The 16,142-nt window shown below is 63.4% G+C and carries 12 protein-coding genes, 1 tRNA gene and 2 pseudogenes; 5 read left to right on the top strand and 10 right to left on the bottom strand.

Features of this window, described 5'->3' with window-relative positions:
- Positions 1–106 precede the first annotated feature (106 nt).
- From QYH69_RS09635 to mfd, 4 genes are all read right to left on the bottom strand, one after another.
- Positions 107–1,129, bottom strand: a complete 1,023-nt coding sequence (locus QYH69_RS09635) for a threonine/serine dehydratase (protein ID WP_075157279.1) — start codon at positions 1,127–1,129, stop codon at positions 107–109.
- A 56-nt stretch (positions 1,130–1,185) separates the two neighbouring features.
- Positions 1,186–2,433, bottom strand: a complete 1,248-nt coding sequence (argE, locus tag QYH69_RS09640) for an acetylornithine deacetylase (RefSeq protein ID WP_308831638.1) — start codon at positions 2,431–2,433, stop codon at positions 1,186–1,188.
- A gap of 231 nt (positions 2,434–2,664) precedes the next feature.
- The gene (locus QYH69_RS09645; RefSeq protein WP_308831639.1) at positions 2,665–4,077 is read right to left on the bottom strand and encodes a M20/M25/M40 family metallo-hydrolase; all 1,413 of its coding nucleotides are present in this window, start codon (positions 4,075–4,077) and stop codon (positions 2,665–2,667) included.
- A gap of 7 nt (positions 4,078–4,084) precedes the next feature.
- Complete coding sequence (gene mfd, locus QYH69_RS09650) at positions 4,085–7,627, bottom strand: transcription-repair coupling factor (protein ID WP_308831640.1); 3,543 nt, start codon at positions 7,625–7,627, stop codon at positions 4,085–4,087.
- 198 nt (positions 7,628–7,825) lie between these two features.
- On the opposite strand from mfd, the gene ispD reads away from it, so the two are divergent.
- Both ispD and ispF read left to right on the top strand, forming a co-directional pair.
- Positions 7,826–8,554: a 2-C-methyl-D-erythritol 4-phosphate cytidylyltransferase gene (gene ispD / locus QYH69_RS09655; protein ID WP_308831642.1), complete on the top strand. Its 729-nt coding sequence runs from the start codon at positions 7,826–7,828 to the stop codon at positions 8,552–8,554.
- A 30-nt stretch (positions 8,555–8,584) separates the two neighbouring features.
- Positions 8,585–9,061, top strand: coding sequence for a 2-C-methyl-D-erythritol 2,4-cyclodiphosphate synthase (gene ispF, locus QYH69_RS09660; RefSeq protein WP_308831643.1), 477 nt, complete (start codon positions 8,585–8,587; stop codon positions 9,059–9,061).
- 225 nt (positions 9,062–9,286) lie between these two features.
- On the opposite strand, the gene QYH69_RS09665 is transcribed toward ispF, so the two are convergent.
- The 5 genes and pseudogenes from QYH69_RS09665 to ompR all read right to left on the bottom strand — a co-directional run bounded on the left by QYH69_RS09665 (position 9,287) and on the right by ompR (position 12,963).
- Positions 9,287–9,811 (bottom strand): carboxymuconolactone decarboxylase family protein, encoded by a 525-nt coding sequence (locus QYH69_RS09665; RefSeq protein ID WP_308831644.1) that lies wholly within the window; start codon positions 9,809–9,811, stop codon positions 9,287–9,289.
- Positions 9,812–9,887: 76 nt separating this feature from the next.
- Positions 9,888–10,217: pseudogene (locus tag QYH69_RS36045) on the bottom strand (redoxin domain-containing protein); the annotation flags it as partial.
- A gap of 84 nt (positions 10,218–10,301) precedes the next feature.
- Positions 10,302–10,445 (bottom strand): annotated as a pseudogene (locus QYH69_RS36050) (peroxiredoxin); the annotation flags it as partial.
- Between the two features lie 390 nt (positions 10,446–10,835).
- Positions 10,836–12,185, bottom strand: a complete 1,350-nt coding sequence (locus tag QYH69_RS09675; protein ID WP_308831645.1) for an ATP-binding protein — start codon at positions 12,183–12,185, stop codon at positions 10,836–10,838.
- Positions 12,186–12,228: 43 nt separating this feature from the next.
- A complete protein-coding gene (gene ompR, locus QYH69_RS09680; RefSeq protein ID WP_007585880.1) occupies positions 12,229–12,963 on the bottom strand; it encodes a two-component system response regulator OmpR in 735 nt (244 codons plus the stop codon).
- Positions 12,964–13,191: 228 nt separating this feature from the next.
- Between ompR and QYH69_RS09685 the strand changes: the two genes are divergently transcribed.
- Both QYH69_RS09685 and QYH69_RS09690 read left to right on the top strand, forming a co-directional pair.
- On the top strand, positions 13,192–13,548 hold the full coding sequence (locus QYH69_RS09685; protein ID WP_308831672.1) for a hypothetical protein: 357 nt from the start codon (positions 13,192–13,194) through the stop codon (positions 13,546–13,548).
- 91 nt (positions 13,549–13,639) lie between these two features.
- On the top strand, positions 13,640–14,695 hold the full coding sequence (locus QYH69_RS09690) for a DUF1501 domain-containing protein (RefSeq protein WP_308831646.1): 1,056 nt from the start codon (positions 13,640–13,642) through the stop codon (positions 14,693–14,695).
- A 75-nt stretch (positions 14,696–14,770) separates the two neighbouring features.
- Here QYH69_RS09690 and QYH69_RS09695 read toward each other — a convergent pair.
- Positions 14,771–14,857 (bottom strand) — tRNA-Leu (locus tag QYH69_RS09695).
- A 341-nt stretch (positions 14,858–15,198) separates the two neighbouring features.
- On the opposite strand from QYH69_RS09695, the gene hpnD reads away from it, so the two are divergent.
- Positions 15,199–16,032 (top strand): presqualene diphosphate synthase HpnD, encoded by an 834-nt coding sequence (gene hpnD, locus QYH69_RS09700; RefSeq protein ID WP_308831647.1) that lies wholly within the window; start codon positions 15,199–15,201, stop codon positions 16,030–16,032.
- Positions 16,033–16,142 lie beyond the last annotated feature (110 nt).

Here is a 16,142-nt window from a genome sequence, read left to right on the forward strand (position 1 = left end):
TGATAGCGAACGATCGGAGAGGCGGGTAGGACGTCTTTGCCGCGCGGCTTGCTGCTAGCCTGATTGCGCCTCGGGTGCGCCTCGGGTGCGCCTCCGGTTGCGCCCGTTATGTCTGTGCCGAACGCGCGCGCTCGATATGCGTCGCGAACGTCAGCGTATCGGTATTGGTTCCGCATAGCAGCACGCCGACGCGTTTGCCCTGCAGCGTTTCGCGCAAGGGGCCGAGCAGCGCCGCGGTCGCTGCCGCGCACGCAGGCTCGACTGCGAGTTTGAGTTGCGAGAACAACGTGAGCATCGCGGCGCGCAACTGGTCGTCGGAGACCGTCACGAGCCGGTCGATATGCCGGCGGCACAACTCGTAGCTGTATTGCTCGCTATGCGGCGACATCAGCGAATCGGCGATCGAATGCATATGGCCCATCTTCACCGTATGGTTCGCGGCGAAACTGCGGCTCATAACGTCGGCGCCTTCGGGTTCGACGCCGAACACATGCACGCGCGGGTTCGCGAGGCGCAGCGCCGTGGAGACGCCGGCCGCGAGGCCGCCGCCGCCGACCGGCACGATCACCGCGTCGAGATCGGGCGTTTGCGTCGCCCATTCGTAACCGAGCGTCGCGCTGCCGAGCACCGTGCGGTAGCCGTTGAACGGGTGCACAAAATAGCGGCCTTCTTCCGCTTCGATCCGGCGCACGATCTCGAATGCTTCAACCGCGTTTTCGGCGATCACGACTTCCGCGCGGAACTGACGGCATAGCGCGATGCGCGCCGGGTTCGCCGAACGGAACACGACAACCTTCGCGCTGATGCCAAGCCGCATCGCCGCATACGCGACCGCGATGGCGTGATTGCCGCCTGACACGCATGTCACCCCCGCACTGCGCTGCGGCTCGTCGAGCGCGAGCAGATTGGTAAACGCGCCGCGTGCCTTGAAGCTGCCGCCCGCTTGCAGCAGTTCGAACTTGAAGTTGACGAGCGTGCCTTCGAGCGTCGGGAAGTCCATCCGGTCGAACACCGGCGTTCGCACGACCCAGGGCGTCAACGCAAAATGCTGCGAGGCGATCGCATCGAGCGTCGGAATCGGCTCGCCGTCGATCGTGTGGTCGGTGTGCTGCTGGATGGCGGTGGACATGGCGTGATCGTACGTGGGTTGCGTTTGTGGGGGATGCTTGCGCCGGGTCTGAAGACTCAGGCTGTACGTGCGTCGACCGACATGCTGTGAATGAACTTGCCGAGAAAGCGTTCGCATTGCACGAGTTGTTCGAGCGCGACGAATTCGTTCGCCTTGTGCGCCTGCTGGATATCGCCGGGTCCGCAGACGATGCTCGGAATGCCGGCACGCGAGAAGAGTCCCGCCTCGGTGCCGTAGGCGACCTTGCGCTTGTCCTGATTCGCGGTGAGCGCGCGCACGAGTTGCGTGATCGCCGTTTGTTCCGCCGCGTCGAGACCCGGCGCCGCGGCGACCTTCGTGAATTCGATCGCGGCCGCCTCGTGCTCGCGCTTCATTTTCGGCAGCAGCGTTTCGCGCGCGTACTGCTCGATGCGCGCGAAGATCGGCTCGGGCTCGAGCGTCGGCAGATTGCGGAACTCGAATGCGAAACGGCATTCGGCCGGTACTGTGTTGACCGCATTTCCGCCTTCGATCGTGCTCGTTTGCGCAGTGGTGAACGGTACGTCGTAGAGTTCGTCGAAAGGCCCTTGCTCGCGGAACTGATCGGCCATGTCGCGGATGTAGCAGATAAGGCGTGCCGCATATTCGATCGCATTGACGCCCTTGGGCGTGAGCGACGAATGCGCGGCCTGGCCGCGCACGCAGCACCGGTAAACGTTGATGCCTTTGTGCGCGATGACGGGCCGCATGCTGGTCGGTTCACCGACGATGCAGCCGTCGGGTTTGATACCGCGCCTGATCAGATCTTCGATCATCAGCGGTGCGCCGACACAGCCGACTTCTTCGCCGAACGACAGCGCGAGATGAATCGGCCGCGCGAGTTTCGTATTTTGCATGTCAGGCACGAGCGTGAGCGCCGCGCCGATAAAACCCTTCATGTCGCAGGTGCCGCGGCCATACAGTTTGCCGTCGCGCACTTCGGGCCTGAATGGATCGCTATCCCACTTCTGGCCGTCGACGGGCACGACGTCGGTATGTCCGGACAATACGACGCCGCCATTCGTTACGCCGTCGTGCGCGGGAATTGTCGCAAAGAGATTGGCCCATGTGCCACCGTCGCCGTGCGTGAGCGTGGCGTCGATGCCCTGGGTGCGCAATGCGTCGCGCACCGTTTCGATGAGGCCGAGATTCGGATTGCGGCTGACGGTGTCGAACGACACGAGGCGCTCGATCCACGGTAGCGAGACCAGAGCAGTGTTCGAATGATTCACGGAAGCAGTGCCGGAAGAAGCGTTGGAAGAAGCGTTGACGGAAACGTTTGACACTGCGGATGCGGATGGAGAAGACGTTCGTGAGGGCTGAGCTGCTGATTCAGCGACCTGGGACATGACGGGACTCCACTTGATTGTCTGCCCGATCATACCGAAAAACCCTTAATAAGCCAAAGCGATAAAGGTCGGATAAAGCGCCGATAAAGCGCGCTTAAATCGTTTGCGCGATGCAGCATAAATCGCTTATATGCGCTTGCAATTGCGTTCGGCTCGCATTAGCAGTAGCTATCGGCGCAATAACTCGAGCATCGCGTCTTCGTAGATTCGATAGACGGGAGCGATGCTCGCCAGTTCCACGCGTTCATCGCTGGCGTGCAGCTGTTCGCCGCGCGGACCGAAACCGCACAGCGCGGGAATGGCCAGCGACGCGAGATAGTTGCCGATATTCGAAGGCCCGGCCACTTCACGTCGCGGCACAGCGCCGAATGTGCGCTGTGCGGCTTTGCACAATGCGCCCAACATCGGATGCTTGTCGGACACCCGGTAAGCGGGCCAGCCTTCGATCCATTCGACGTCCGTCAATAGTTTATTTGCAGGACTGGAGGCATAGGCGATGTCGTGCGCGCGAATTGCGTCGGCAATCAGGCTGCGCGCGAGCTTTGCATCGAAGCGGGGCGTGAGCCGGATATCGATCTTGAGTTCGCAACGATCGGGTACGGCAGCGAAGCCGCCGTCGCCTGCCTCGATGCCGGTCACGCTCAATTGTGCGTGGCGGTCAAAAGTCGCGTCGTCGATATCGGGCAGCGGCATGTCGTGCAGCGCGATGGCCAGCGCGCCGCCGCGTACCGCCGCGTTGAGGCCCCGCGAGCTGCCGCTGCCTGAATGCGCGGCAACGCCGTGCACGACGAGCTTCGCGCGCAGACAGCCGCGTGCGCCGACCATGATGCGCTCGTGTCCCGGGTAGCCGATCAATACGCCGTCGGGGCACGATGCGGGAGCGTCGCCCGTGGTTCGGTTGGCAACGCTGTCAAATTTGACGGTCGTGTCGGCGAGACGGTCGGTCTGGTGGTCGACGAACTCGTCGAAGAAGGCACGTGCGCCGCCGAACCGGCCCGTGTGTTCGTCGAGGTCGAGTAGCAGGCCGATACGGCCGGCGAACTCCGAGGTGCGTTGCGAAAGCGCGACGAGTAGATGCGCAAACAGCGCTGCGCCTGCCTTGCTGTCGGCGGCGCCGCGGCCGTATAGCCAGCCGTCGACGATCCGCGCGCCAAGCGGCGGCTGGGTCCAGGCCGCTTCGTCGCCGAAGCCGGCCGTGTCGAGCGTCGCGTTGAGCACGTAGTAGGGCGCATGGCCGCAAGCTTTGTCCGACGAATGGGACGAAGCATGGACCGGCGTGGCAGCGCTTCCACGAACTTCCGTGTACAACCCGAGCGGCTCGCCGCCTCGCGACACGATACGTGTGCGCGGCATGTTCGGCGCATGTTGCGCGAACCACTGCTCGATGCACTCGAGTATCGGTGTCGTGGGATCGATTCCGCCGCGGCTCGGAATGCGCACGAGCTGCGCAAGCAGAGCGACGATCGAGGCCGTGCGGGCTTCGAGTGTGTCGAGCACGCGGGGCGCGTCTTGCGTAAGCGCGGTTCGATCCGCGTCGTTCGCGCGCGTTTTGTCGTGGCCGCTCCCCGCTGTGTCCTTCATCGCAGCTTCACTGCGTTGTCGCGCGCTGACCGGCCGCGCCTCGCGCCGGCGCACCGAGCGCACGCAATGTCTCCTTGACGGTCGCGACGCGCACCGCGAGATCGGGGCTGCGCGTTTCGATGCGCAGCTTGTCCTGTCCCGCCAGCTTGATGTGCTTGTGCTTCTGGACCATTTCGATGATGCGCATCGCGTCGACCGGCGGGTTTGGGATGAATTGCAGCGCGATCACGGCTTCCCCCGCATCGATCTTCGAAATGCCGAGCGGCCGTGCCGCGAGCCGCAGCCGGTGCGTTTCGACGAGCGCATGCGCTTGCGGCGGCATCTTGCCGAAGCGGTCGATCAGTTCTTCCTGGATGCCGTCGATCGAGTCGTTGTGCTCGCAATTGGCAAGCCGCTTGTAGAGCGACAGGCGTTCCTGCACGTCGCCGCAGTAATCGGCGGGCAGAATTGCGGGCGCGTGCAGATTGATTTCGGTCGTCGCCGCGAGCGGCGAGGTGAGGTCGGGCTCCTTGCCGTCCTTCAGCGCCTTGACGGCATCGTTGAGCATGTCGGTGTACAGCTGGAAACCGATCTCGTGAATTTCGCCCGACTGCTTGTCGCCGAGCACTTCGCCGGTGCCGCGAATTTCGAGGTCGTGCATCGCGAGATAGAAGCCTGCGCCGAGCTCTTCCATCTGCTGAATCGCTTCGAGGCGCCGCTGCGCCTGCTTCGTGAGCCCCTGCGGATCGTGCACGAGCAGATAGCTGTAAGCCTGGTGATGCGAACGGCCGACACGGCCGCGCAACTGGTGCAATTGCGCGAGGCCGAACTTGTCGGCACGGTGAATCAGAATGGTGTTCGCGGTCGGCACGTCGATGCCGGTCTCGATGATCGTCGTACACAACAGCACGTTGGCGCGCTGCGCGACGAAATCGCGCATCACGCGTTCGAGTTCGCGTTCGTGCATCTGTCCGTGTGCGACGGCGATGCGCGCTTCGGGCACGAGCGCCTCGAGCATCGCGCGGCGATTCTCGATCGTCTCCACTTCGTTGTGCAAAAAGTAAACCTGGCCGCCGCGCTTGAGTTCGCGCAGCATCGCCTCGCGAATCACGCTGTCTTCCTCGCGGCGCACGAAGGTTTTGATCGCGAGCCGCTTTTGCGGCGCCGTGGCGATCACCGAGAAGTCGCGCAAGCCTTCGAGCGCCATGCCGAGCGTGCGCGGAATCGGCGTCGCGGTCAGCGTGAGCACGTCCACTTCGGCGCGCAGCGCTTTGAGCGCCTCCTTCTGACGTACACCGAAACGATGCTCTTCATCGATGATCACGAGCCCGAGCCGCTTGAACTGCACTTCCGACGAAAGCAGCTTGTGCGTGCCGATCACGATGTCGACGCTGCCTTCGTTGATCTGCTGGATCGCCGCGTTGACTTCCTTCGTGGTCTTGAAGCGGGACAGTTCGGCGATGCGCACGGGCCAGTCGGAGAAGCGGTCGCTGAATGTCTGCGTGTGCTGCTCCGCGAGCAGCGTGGTCGGCGACAGCAACGCGACCTGTTTGCCGCCCATCACCGCAATGAATGCGGCGCGCAGCGCGACTTCGGTCTTGCCGAAACCGACGTCGCCGCAGACAAGCCGGTCCATCGGCTTGCCGCTCGTCATATCGCCGATCACGGCGGCGATCGCCGCGGCCTGGTCCGGCGTCTCCTCGAAGCCGAAGCTTTCGGCGAATTTCACATAGTCGCGCGGATCGAGCTTGAACGCGTGGCCTTCGCGTGCCGCGCGGCGTGCGTACAGATTCAGCAATTCGGCGGCCGTATCGCGAATCTGCTGCGCGGCCTTGCGTTTTGCCTTCTCCCACTGGCCCGAGCCCAACGCGTGCAGCGGCGCGCTTTCCGGGTCCGCGCCGCTATAGCGCGAAATCACGTGCAGCTGGGAGACCGGGACGTATAGCTTGCTTTCGCCCGCGTATTCGAGGTGCAGAAACTCGGTTTCGCCTTCGCCGAGATCCATCGTCACGAGGCCCATATAGCGGCCGATGCCGTGCTGCGCATGCACGACCGGATCGCCGACCTTGAGTTCGGACAGGTCGCGCACCATCGAATCGACATTGCTTGCCTGTTCCTGGCGGCGGCGTCCCGCACGGCGCGCGAGCGGCCCGTAAAGCTCGGTTTCGGTGATGATCGAGATGCCTTCGCCCGGCAACGCAAAGCCGGTCGCGAGCGGGGCGACGCCGAGCGCGAAACGCACATCGGCGGCGAGCCACGCTTCGAAGCTGTCGGCCGAACCGCCGCGCAGATCGTTTTCCGCGAGCAACTGCGCAATCGTTTCGCGGCGCCCCGCCGACTCCACCGCGAACAGCACGCGATTCGGCGTCGTGTCGAGATACGCGCGCAATGCCGTAATGGGATTTTCCGCGTGACGGTCAAGCGCGAGGTTCGGCAGCGGCGCGGCCCAGCCGCCCTCGGCTTTCGCGGGCAGTGTCAGGCGCGCGAACGGCTTCGCGAGCGTGAAGAAATCTTCATCGGACAGAAAGAGCCGCTGCGGCTCGAGAATCGGCCGGTCGCGATCGTGCGACAGGAAGTTGAAGCGTTGCCGGGTGTCGGCGGTGAAGCGTTTGATCGCGGCGTCGAGGTCGCCCGTGAACACCAGATGCGAACCGTCGGGCAGATAGTGGAAGAGGGTGGCGGTGTCTTCGAAAAAGAGCGGCAGGTAATACTCGATACCGGCCGACGGTACGCCGTTGCCGATGTCCTTGTAGATCGACGCCCGGCTCGGATCGCCCTCGAACACTTCGCGCCAGCGGCTGCGAAAAGCCGTGCGCGATGCTTCGTCGAACGGAAACTCGCGGCCCGGCAGCAGACGCACGTCGCGCACGGGGTACAGGCTGCGCTGCGTGTCGGGATCGAATGCGCGGATCGAGTCGACCTGATCGTCGAACAGGTCGAGCCGGTACGGCAACGGCGAGCCCATCGGAAACAGGTCGATCAGCGAACCGCGCACGCAGTATTCGCCGGGGCGCATGACCTGGCTGACGTGCTCGTAGCCGGCTAGCGTGAGCTGCGCTTTCAGTTTCGCTTCGTCGAGGCGCTCGCCCTGGGCGAACGCAAACGTGTAAGCGGCCATGAAGGACGCGGGCGGCATGCGGTAGAGCGCCGTGGTGGCCGGTACCAGCAGGATGTCGCAGCGGCCTTCGCCGAGGTCGTGCAGCGTCGCGAGCCGTTCGGAGACCAGATCCTGATGCGGTGAAAAGGTGTCGTACGGAAGCGTCTCCCAGTCGGGCAGCAGCCGCACGCGCGCATTCGGCGCGAAGTACGGGATTTCCTGCGACAGACGCTGCGCGTCGACTGCGCTCGCGCAGACGACCGCGAGGAGCGGCAACTGCGAGTGGTACGCGAGGTGATAACGGGCGATCAGCAGCGCGTCGGCGGAGCCTTGCGAGCCGTCGAACGCGAAACGCTGGCCGGCTTTGACGAGCGCGACGGGGGGATTCCAGTGGACGGCGGGCCGCCCGGGGCCATTCCCCTGCGGAGAAGCGGCTTGCGGCGGATTCAACGGGGATGCGGCGGTGTCGGACATAAATAAGGAAGAACGGCCGTTTTATGAAGTAGCGTCGGGGTAGCGTCAGGGCTCGCTTCGTGCGGACTTTGAGCAGATTTTCTGAGCAGGCATCGACTGCAGCGCGACAGAAACGGCAAGTTTACGCGTGTCGGAACGTGCGGGCGAAAGACCTATTATAAAATCCGACCTTCACTTTGACTTTGCAGCGTCCGTTCTGTGACTCCCCGCCTTTTTGCCCTGATTCCCGGTGCGGGCACCGGCAGCCGCTCCGGCGCGCCGATGCCCAAGCAATACCGAAGCGTCGCCGGACGCGACATGCTGCATTACTCGCTGGCTGCATTCGATGCGTGCAGCGAGTTTTCGCAGACGCTCGTCGTGCTCGCGCCGAACGACCAGCATTTCGACGCGCGCCGCTTCAGCGGTCTGCGCTTCGCGGTGCGGCGTTGCGGCGGCGCGTCGCGGCAGGCGTCGGTGCTGAACGGGCTGCATGCGCTCGCCGAGTTCGGCGCGCACGACAGCGACTGGGTGCTCGTGCACGACGCCGCGCGCCCCGGCATCACGCCCGCGTTGATCCGCTCGCTCGTCGATGCGCTGAAGGACGATGCGATCGGCGGCATCATGGCGCTGCCGGTCGCCGATACGCTCAAGCGCATCGCGCCCGACACCGATACCCGCATCTCGCGCACCGAAGGCCGCGACGGGCTCTGGCAGGCGCAGACGCCGCAGATGTTCCGCATCGGCATGTTGCGCGAGGCGATCCTGCGTGCGCAGCAGGACGGCCACGATCTGACCGACGAGGCGAGCGCGATCGAGTGGATCGGCCACGCGCCGCGGCTCGTGCAAGGGAGCCTGCGTAACTTCAAGGTCACCTATCCGGAAGACTTCGATCTCGCGGACGCGATCCTGAGCCGCCCGGCGGCCACGCTCAACGCGGCTTCTTCATAAAAACAACGTACTCGCTACAACGGACCCACTATGGATTTCAGAATCGGACAAGGTTACGACGTGCATGCACTCGTGCCGGGCCGGCCGCTCATCATCGGCGGCGTGACCGTGCCTTACGACCTCGGCCTGCTCGGCCATTCGGACGCCGACGTGCTGCTGCATGCGATTACCGATGCGCTGTTCGGCGCCGCGTCGCTCGGCGACATCGGCCGTCATTTTCCCGACACCGACAAGGAATTTGCCGGCGCAGACAGCCGCGTGCTGCTGCGCGAATGCGCGGCGCGCATCGCGCGCGCGGGCTTCTCGATCGCGAATGTCGACAGCACGGTGATCGCGCAGGCGCCGAAGCTCGCGCCGCATATCGACGCGATGCGCGCGAATATCGCGGCGGATCTGCAACTGCCGCTCGAGCGCGTCAACGTGAAGGCGAAGACCAACGAGAAACTCGGTTACCTCGGGCGGGGCGAGGGGATCGAGGCGCAGGCCGCGGTGTTGTTGACGTGCTGATGCGTTGATGCGCGCCTGAATCCGCGCGCCGGTCCGGGCGCGCACGGCGCGCCGATGCCTCGAACGGCGTCCATGAAAAGGGGAACGCCACGCAGATCATGCGTGGCGATTTCGCTTCAGGCGCGGCGGTATCGTGTACCGCCGCGCGCAAGAGTGCACGTTGCTGCCGCAGTGAGTTCGCGTTGCCGGTTTGCGTCGCTCGCTCGTGCGGCGTATCAGGTTCGCTTATTTGCCTTCAGCAGCAATCACGAGCGCCGCCGCATTGACCACGGCCGCAATCCGGCCCACGTCGCGCAGTTGTGTCGAGCTCATGCCTTCCTTGAGCAGCGTGTCGAAGTGCGACTTCACACAGAAGTGGCACTTGCCGATGATCGACGCAGCCAGCGCGTACATTTCGAAGCGGCGCTTGTCGACGCCGCCGTGCGACGCGTAGGCGTTCATCCGCAGACCGGCGGGCTGCCCCTTCAGGTCCGCGTTATCCGTCATCTCGACGTACGGATACCAGACGTTGTTCATGCCCATCAACGCGGCCGCCGTCAGCGCACCGTTCGTTTCTTCGGGCGACAGCACGCCCGCGTTGCGGATCGCAGAGATGAGCGCCGGGCTCTTCGATGCAAACGCTGCAGCAAGCGCGACGCCGACTGCGTCATTGCCTTCGAGCGACGAGCGCGCGATCGTGCCGTCGAGGTTCAGGCGGATGTCCTTCGCGTAGTCAGGGACAAGTTCTTTGATCGCGGACACGAATTCCATAGATATCTCCTATCGAGTTGCCGATAAAAAAGCCCGCCGGCTTTTTCAAGCTTAGCGGGCTTTCAGCTGCAATGGCTTACAGCGTGGCGCCGCCGACTGCGCGGTTGCACGGGCACAGTTCGTCCGTTTGCAGACCGTCCAGAATACGCAGGATTTCCGCCGGGCTGCGGCCGACGTTCAGGTTATTCACCGAAACGTGCTGGATCGTGTTGTCCGGATCGACGATGAACGTAGCACGCAGTGCCACGCCAGCTTCGCGGTCGCGCACGCCGAGCTGGTCGACCAGTTCGCCCTTGACGTCGCCGAACGAGTAGTGGTTCAGCTTGTCGAGGTCCTTGTGCGCCTGGCGCCATGCGAGCTTCACGAATTCGTTGTCGGTGCTGCCGCCGAGCAGAACCGCGTCACAAGTCGGATCGTAGCCATGTCGTTCTGTGAGCCAAGGAGTTGGTAGAATGTTTTGTCTTCCTAAGACCGCTTGGCCTCCGACTTAGAAATAGATGATCTTCCACTTGCCCGGGAACGACTGTTCGGTGATTTCTTCGAACGCCGACACGCCGTTCTCTTCGTGGTGGTTAAAGCCAGGCTTGGCAGCGGTGACGGTGAAAGCTTCGAGTTTATCGCCGATGGTTTTCATGCAGACACTCCTATGTGAAAGTGGCAAACGGTAAAAGCGGGTCAAGCCGGTCAAAAGCGAGGTGATTCAAAAATGGGGATTACCGGAAAGCCGCAACCACCCAGATAAAACGGATCGGGTAGCGCCGCGCGCTGGCTCGCTCAAGCCACGCGCTGCGTCCCACAGACAAAACTATAACTCTATTGCTATTTGTGGTCAATAGTTTTTCACTAACGACCCGGATAGATTTTCTTCAACGCACCGATAGTGTGCAGCGGAGCGATTGTTTTCGGATTCATTCCGAGGCAATCTTGTTTTTATATGGGGGCAAAACGGAAGAAAGCAGAAAATTCCGATTAATTTGGCGTCCGGCGCTGCCAATGTTGAAACATATGCCGTTTTCGGCCCGCTTCAACTGCTCTTGGCGAGCGGAAATTCGATCGTCACCTCGAGGCCTGGCCCCGGCGTACGGTTGCGCAGCCGCAGTGCGCCGCGGTACCGGCCGACGAGCCGCTGCACGATCGCCATGCCAAGCCCGGTTCCGTTCGCCTGCGTACGCGCCGAATTGACACGGTAGAACGGTCGTGTGACAAGCGCGAGTTGGTCTTCCGGAATGCCGGGCCCTTCGTCGACGACGGACAGCTCGACGCGCGAATGCGATACGCGCGTTTCGAGAATGACGTGTGGAATGCCGTCCTCTTCGCTCAACCCGTACTTGCGCGCGTTCTCGATCAGATTGCCGACCACGCGCCGGATATCGGTTTCGTCCGCTTCGATGACCGCCGAGGGCGCAAGGCGCGTAATCAGCCGGATTCCATCCTCGGTCGACATGCGCGCTGCAAGCTCCCCCGCGATTACCGACAGATCGACGGGCTCGGGCATCCGCTGCACCGGGCGCGCGTAATCGAGGAAGCGCCCGATGATCATATCCATCTGCTCGATGTCGTCGATCATCGCGTCTTTGGTTGTCTGATCGGACGGGCTCATTTCCGTCTCGAGTCTTAAGCGAGCAAGCGGCGTGCGCAGATCATGCGAGATGCCGGCGAGCATCAGCGCGCGGTCGGCTTCGAGCTGATCGAGATCGCGCACCATCTGGTTGAAGCTTCGATTGGTTTCGGCTGCCACGCCGAGGCCGCGTTCGGGGAGTTGCTCCGGCGCCTGCCCGGAACCGACCCTGCGTGCCGCCATTGCGAGACGCGCGAATGGCCGGTTCACGAGGCTCGTGATGAACGCCGCGCCGAATAGCGATAGCGCGAGCGCGAATATGCCCCAGCCGGCCCATTGCAGGCCCGTCACGTTATCGAGCTGATCGCGATCGAGCGCGACCCAGTAATCGTCGTCGTCGATCTTGAAGCTGATCCAGACACCGGGGATGTCGTTTACCGACTGCGCGATGATCGTATCGTCGCCAAGCCGCCCGCGGATGTCGTGCTCGATCAGCCGGTTTAGCGATTCGTCCGGCTGCAGCTTGTATTTATCGGTCGTTTCGCGCGGATACACGCGCACGCCTTCGTTACTCTCGAGATCTTGCAGAAGCGCGCGGCGAAGATCGGGATCGGAGTAGAGCAATGCGGTGCGCGTGAGCTTCACGATCGCGACGAGCTGCAGCGCGACCCGCTGTGCACGCGGCTCGCGCTCGATCACGCGAAAGCTCTGAAACCATGCGGCGAGACTGACCGCGATCAACAGCGCGATCAGCAGAAACGTCCGCCAGAAGAGGCCGCCGAACGCGAGCGTCAGGAGGCGCCGGTCGATCCGCATGCGGCCTTCTTATCGAAGAACAGACTCCACGCAGCGCGCAAATTCAGGCTGCGCCGTCAGGAATGAACACGTATCCGAGACCCCAGACGGTCTGGATAAAGCGGGGGCTGCCCGGATCCGGTTCGATCAGCTTGCGCAGGCGTGAAATCTGCACATCGAGACTGCGATCGAAGACTTCGTACTCACGGCCGCGCGCGAGCTCCATGAGCTTTTCGCGCGACAGCGGCTGGCGCGGATGGCGGGCGAACACCTTCAATACCGAGAACTCGCCGGTGGTGAGCGGGATTTCCTGGCCGGCTTTTGTGAGCGTTCGCGTGGCGAGGTTCAGCGCAAACTCGCCGAACTCGAATACTTCGGACGTCTCGGAGGGCGCGCCCGGCAATTCGGACGGCGACTGGCGCCGTAGCACGGCATGAATGCGCGCGACGAGTTCGCGGGGGTTGAACGGTTTGGGCAGATAATCGTCCGCGCCCATCTCGAGGCCGACGATGCGGTCGACGTCCTCGCCCTTCGCCGTCAGCATGATGATCGGCGTGCGGTCGTTGCTGCCGCGCAGCCGGCGGCAGATGGAGAGCCCGTCCTCGCCAGGCAGCATCAGGTCGAGCACCAGCAGATCGAAGCGCTCGCGAACCCAGAGCTTGTTCATCGACGGCGCGTTCTCCGCGACATATACGTTAAAGCCCTGCTCGCCGAGGTAGCGGCGCAGCAGATCGCGCAAGCGCGGGTCGTCGTCGACGACGAGGATTTTCGAAGGGTTTTTGGTTTCCATGGTCGGCATCTTAGCGCGATTACAAAGGGGAACGCGTTTGAGGCATTTATCGAGTAACAGTCAGTTACAAAATTTACCCGGCCTGTGGCACGGCGTAAAGCGGGCGCGCTTACACTCCTTTACTGTTTGCGCCTGTTCGGTAGATACTTCACAAGACCAAAACTTTCGCGCCCGGTTTTTGCCGGAATCACCATACGCATCTGGGGTAGCCGGTTGCTGCGTCACGAAGGGAACAAGATGAAGGGAGGGGTTTGGCCGAACGTGCGCCTGAGCATGATTGCGCTGGCAGCAGCGAGCGCGTTCGCGGCCGTTTTGAGCCCACCTGTGTTTGCCGATCCCCCGCCTGTTGCCGACCGCGCTGTTCCTCCTCATCCCGCTCCACGTCCCGCACGCCCCGAATCGCGTCCGCGTTCGCGGACCTACCATTCGCAGCGCATCCCGCCTGCAGAAACACCAGCTTCGGACCCTATCGTGCGCACGGCAGTGCCGCCGGATCTCGATCAACGCCGTCGAGATGGCCATATGACACCCGAGGAACGACGGCTATTGCGGCAGCACATCGAAGACGCGGTACGCGAACTGTATAAACGCTGAGCGTGTTTCTCAAGCAGGGCTCGCCCCCCCGGGCGTATGTTGTCTGCCGGTTGACGGGCAATACCTTATCGATAACGGAGCGAGACACGGCATGAAGCGACGCGAGTTCCTGTCGACTGCGGCCGCTGCGGCAGCAGCGTTTGCGTTGCCGCCCGTGTCGTTCGGCGCTGCGCGGATGCGCGCGGGAATTTCTGATTCGGGCTGCGTCGACGTCCCGACGAACGCTATTTCAACGTCTGCGACCAGCGGCCGCAAACTGCTTCTCCTGATCGAACTCAAAGGCGGCAACGACGGGCTCAACACGGTCGTGCCCTATGCCGACTCGCTCTATTATCAACTGCGTCCACATGTCGCGGTGAGTCGCGACACGGTGCTGGCGATCAGCGAGCACGCGGCGCTGCATCCGGCGCTCGATCGGTTGATGCCGCTCTGGCAAAGCGGTCAACTTGCCATCGTGCAAGGGCTCGGCTATCCGCAATTCAATCTGTCGCACTTTCGCGCGACGGAGATCTGGGACACCGCGTCCGACGCGCATCGGTATCTGCGCGAGGGCTGGGTTGCGCGCGCGTTTGAGCAAACCGGTGCGGACCACGCGATGTGCGGCGGCGGTCTCGTCGTCGGTAGTGCGGAGTTCGGGCCGCTTGCCGGTGCTTCACGTATCGCAACGGCGCCGATGCCATCGTCGCTAGGTTTGGTGCTGAGTGCGCAAGGCAAGCTCGATGCCGCGGTCATTCGTATCACGTTGAACGGCTTCGACACGCATTTCAATCAGTGCGAGCGGCATGCAGCGCTGCTCGCGCAGCTCGCTCGAGGCATCGACGCGTTGCATGCTTCCCTGCTCGAACTCGGCCTCTGGGATGACACGCTTGTCATGACCTGTTCGGAGTTCGGCCGGCGCCCTCGTGAAAACGATAACGGCGGCACCGAGCATGGCAGCAGCGCGCCTCACTTCGTGCTCGGCGGCCGGGTGCGCGGCGGTCTGTACGGCGCGCCGCCGTCGCTGTCGCAACTGGACGGGAACGGCAATCTGCCGATGGCGGTCGACTTCAGATGTCTTTATGCGACCGTGCTGCGGTCGTGCTGGGGATGCGATGCGGCCGCCGTGCTCGAACGCTACTTCGAGCCGCTGCCTCTACTGCGTGTCTGAGAGGTTGCAGACGTCAAGGAGGTTAAACGCGTCCGCAGCCGATGGGCGAAGCCCATCGGGTTTTCATGCGCTTTCTGGTGCGAGGAGCGGGACTCGAACCCGCACACCCTTGCGGGCGTCAGGACCTAAACCTGGTGCGTCTACCAATTTCGCCATCCTCGCCGCCGGGCGCATCGCGCCCGATGTTTTTGTCGCCCCGACAAAAAATGCCGGGCCGCAAAGCCAGTGCGTGTTCTCGTCGTGATTGCTGGTTTTTTGCCAGTCTTGTACTGCATCGTGCACCGACACGGCATGGTCGAAAGCGTGAGCGCGAGATTCTACCCGATCGACATGCGCTTGTCTGCAACTTGCGGCCGCGCGCAATGCTACAATTTTCGACTCGCCAGGAGGTGCGACGCGGCGGCATCGGGGCACCTGCCTATGCCGGCGTCCACTTCGGTACGCTTCCCGGTCGTCACCCCGTACGCAACATCGCGCCCAAACCGCACCAACACTGCCATCCCGTGAATTTCGACGACTATTGCCAGCAAAAAGCGGCGCCTCCCGGGTCGAGCATCTACTACGCGCTCAGGCAAGCGCCGGTTGCGCGGCAGCCGCTGCTCACCGCGCTCTTCGCGCTGCGTCGCGAGTTCGAAGAAACGGTAAAGGAAACGAGCGATCCGACCGTCGGCCGCACGAAGCTTGCATGGTGGCACAAGGAAGCCGCCGCGCTTGCGGCCGGCGAGCCGTCGCATCCGGTGTCGAAGGCGCTGGCCGCGCACTGGCCTGGCGTTCACACCGAGTACCCGGCGCTACAGACACTGCTTGCCGGCTTCGAGATGGATCTCGATCAGGCCCGCTACCTCGACTATCCGAATCTGCGCCGCTATGTCGACAGCGTCGGCGGCACGTTTGCGTCGGTGGTCGCGCGCGCGACCGCGAAAGATCCGCAGGCGGCGGCAAGCTGGGCGGCGCCGCTCGGGCAGGCATTGATGCTCGCGCAGTTTGTCGTCGAGTTGGGCAACGATGCGCGTCATGGCCGCATCTATATCCCGATCGACGAGATGCAGCGCTTCAATGTGACGGCTGCTGACCTGATCAACCGCCGGTATAGCGAAGCATTCACCGACCTGATGCGCTTTCAGACCACACGCGCTCGCGACGCGATCGATACGGCGCTTGCAGCGCTGCCCGGCACCGAACGTCGCTCGCAACGCACGCTGCGCGCGCTCGCCGCGCTTGCGCTCGCGCTGCTCGATGAGATCGAGCGCGACGGGTATCAGGTGCTGCATCAGCGCATTGCGTTGACGCCGATCCGCAAGCTGTGGGTCGCGTGGCGCGCCGCGCGGCGCGGCTGAGCGGCGCTGCGCGCGGTTCGGCCGCACTGTTCGGCCGCACTGCCCGGCATCGCGTGCGGGCCGTTCGCGGACTCCATCCAGTTCACAGAATCCACGCGCAACGTCCTTAA

Source organism: Paraburkholderia sp. SARCC-3016, assembly GCF_031119615.1.
In the GTDB taxonomy this organism is placed as follows: domain Bacteria; phylum Pseudomonadota; class Gammaproteobacteria; order Burkholderiales; family Burkholderiaceae; genus Paraburkholderia.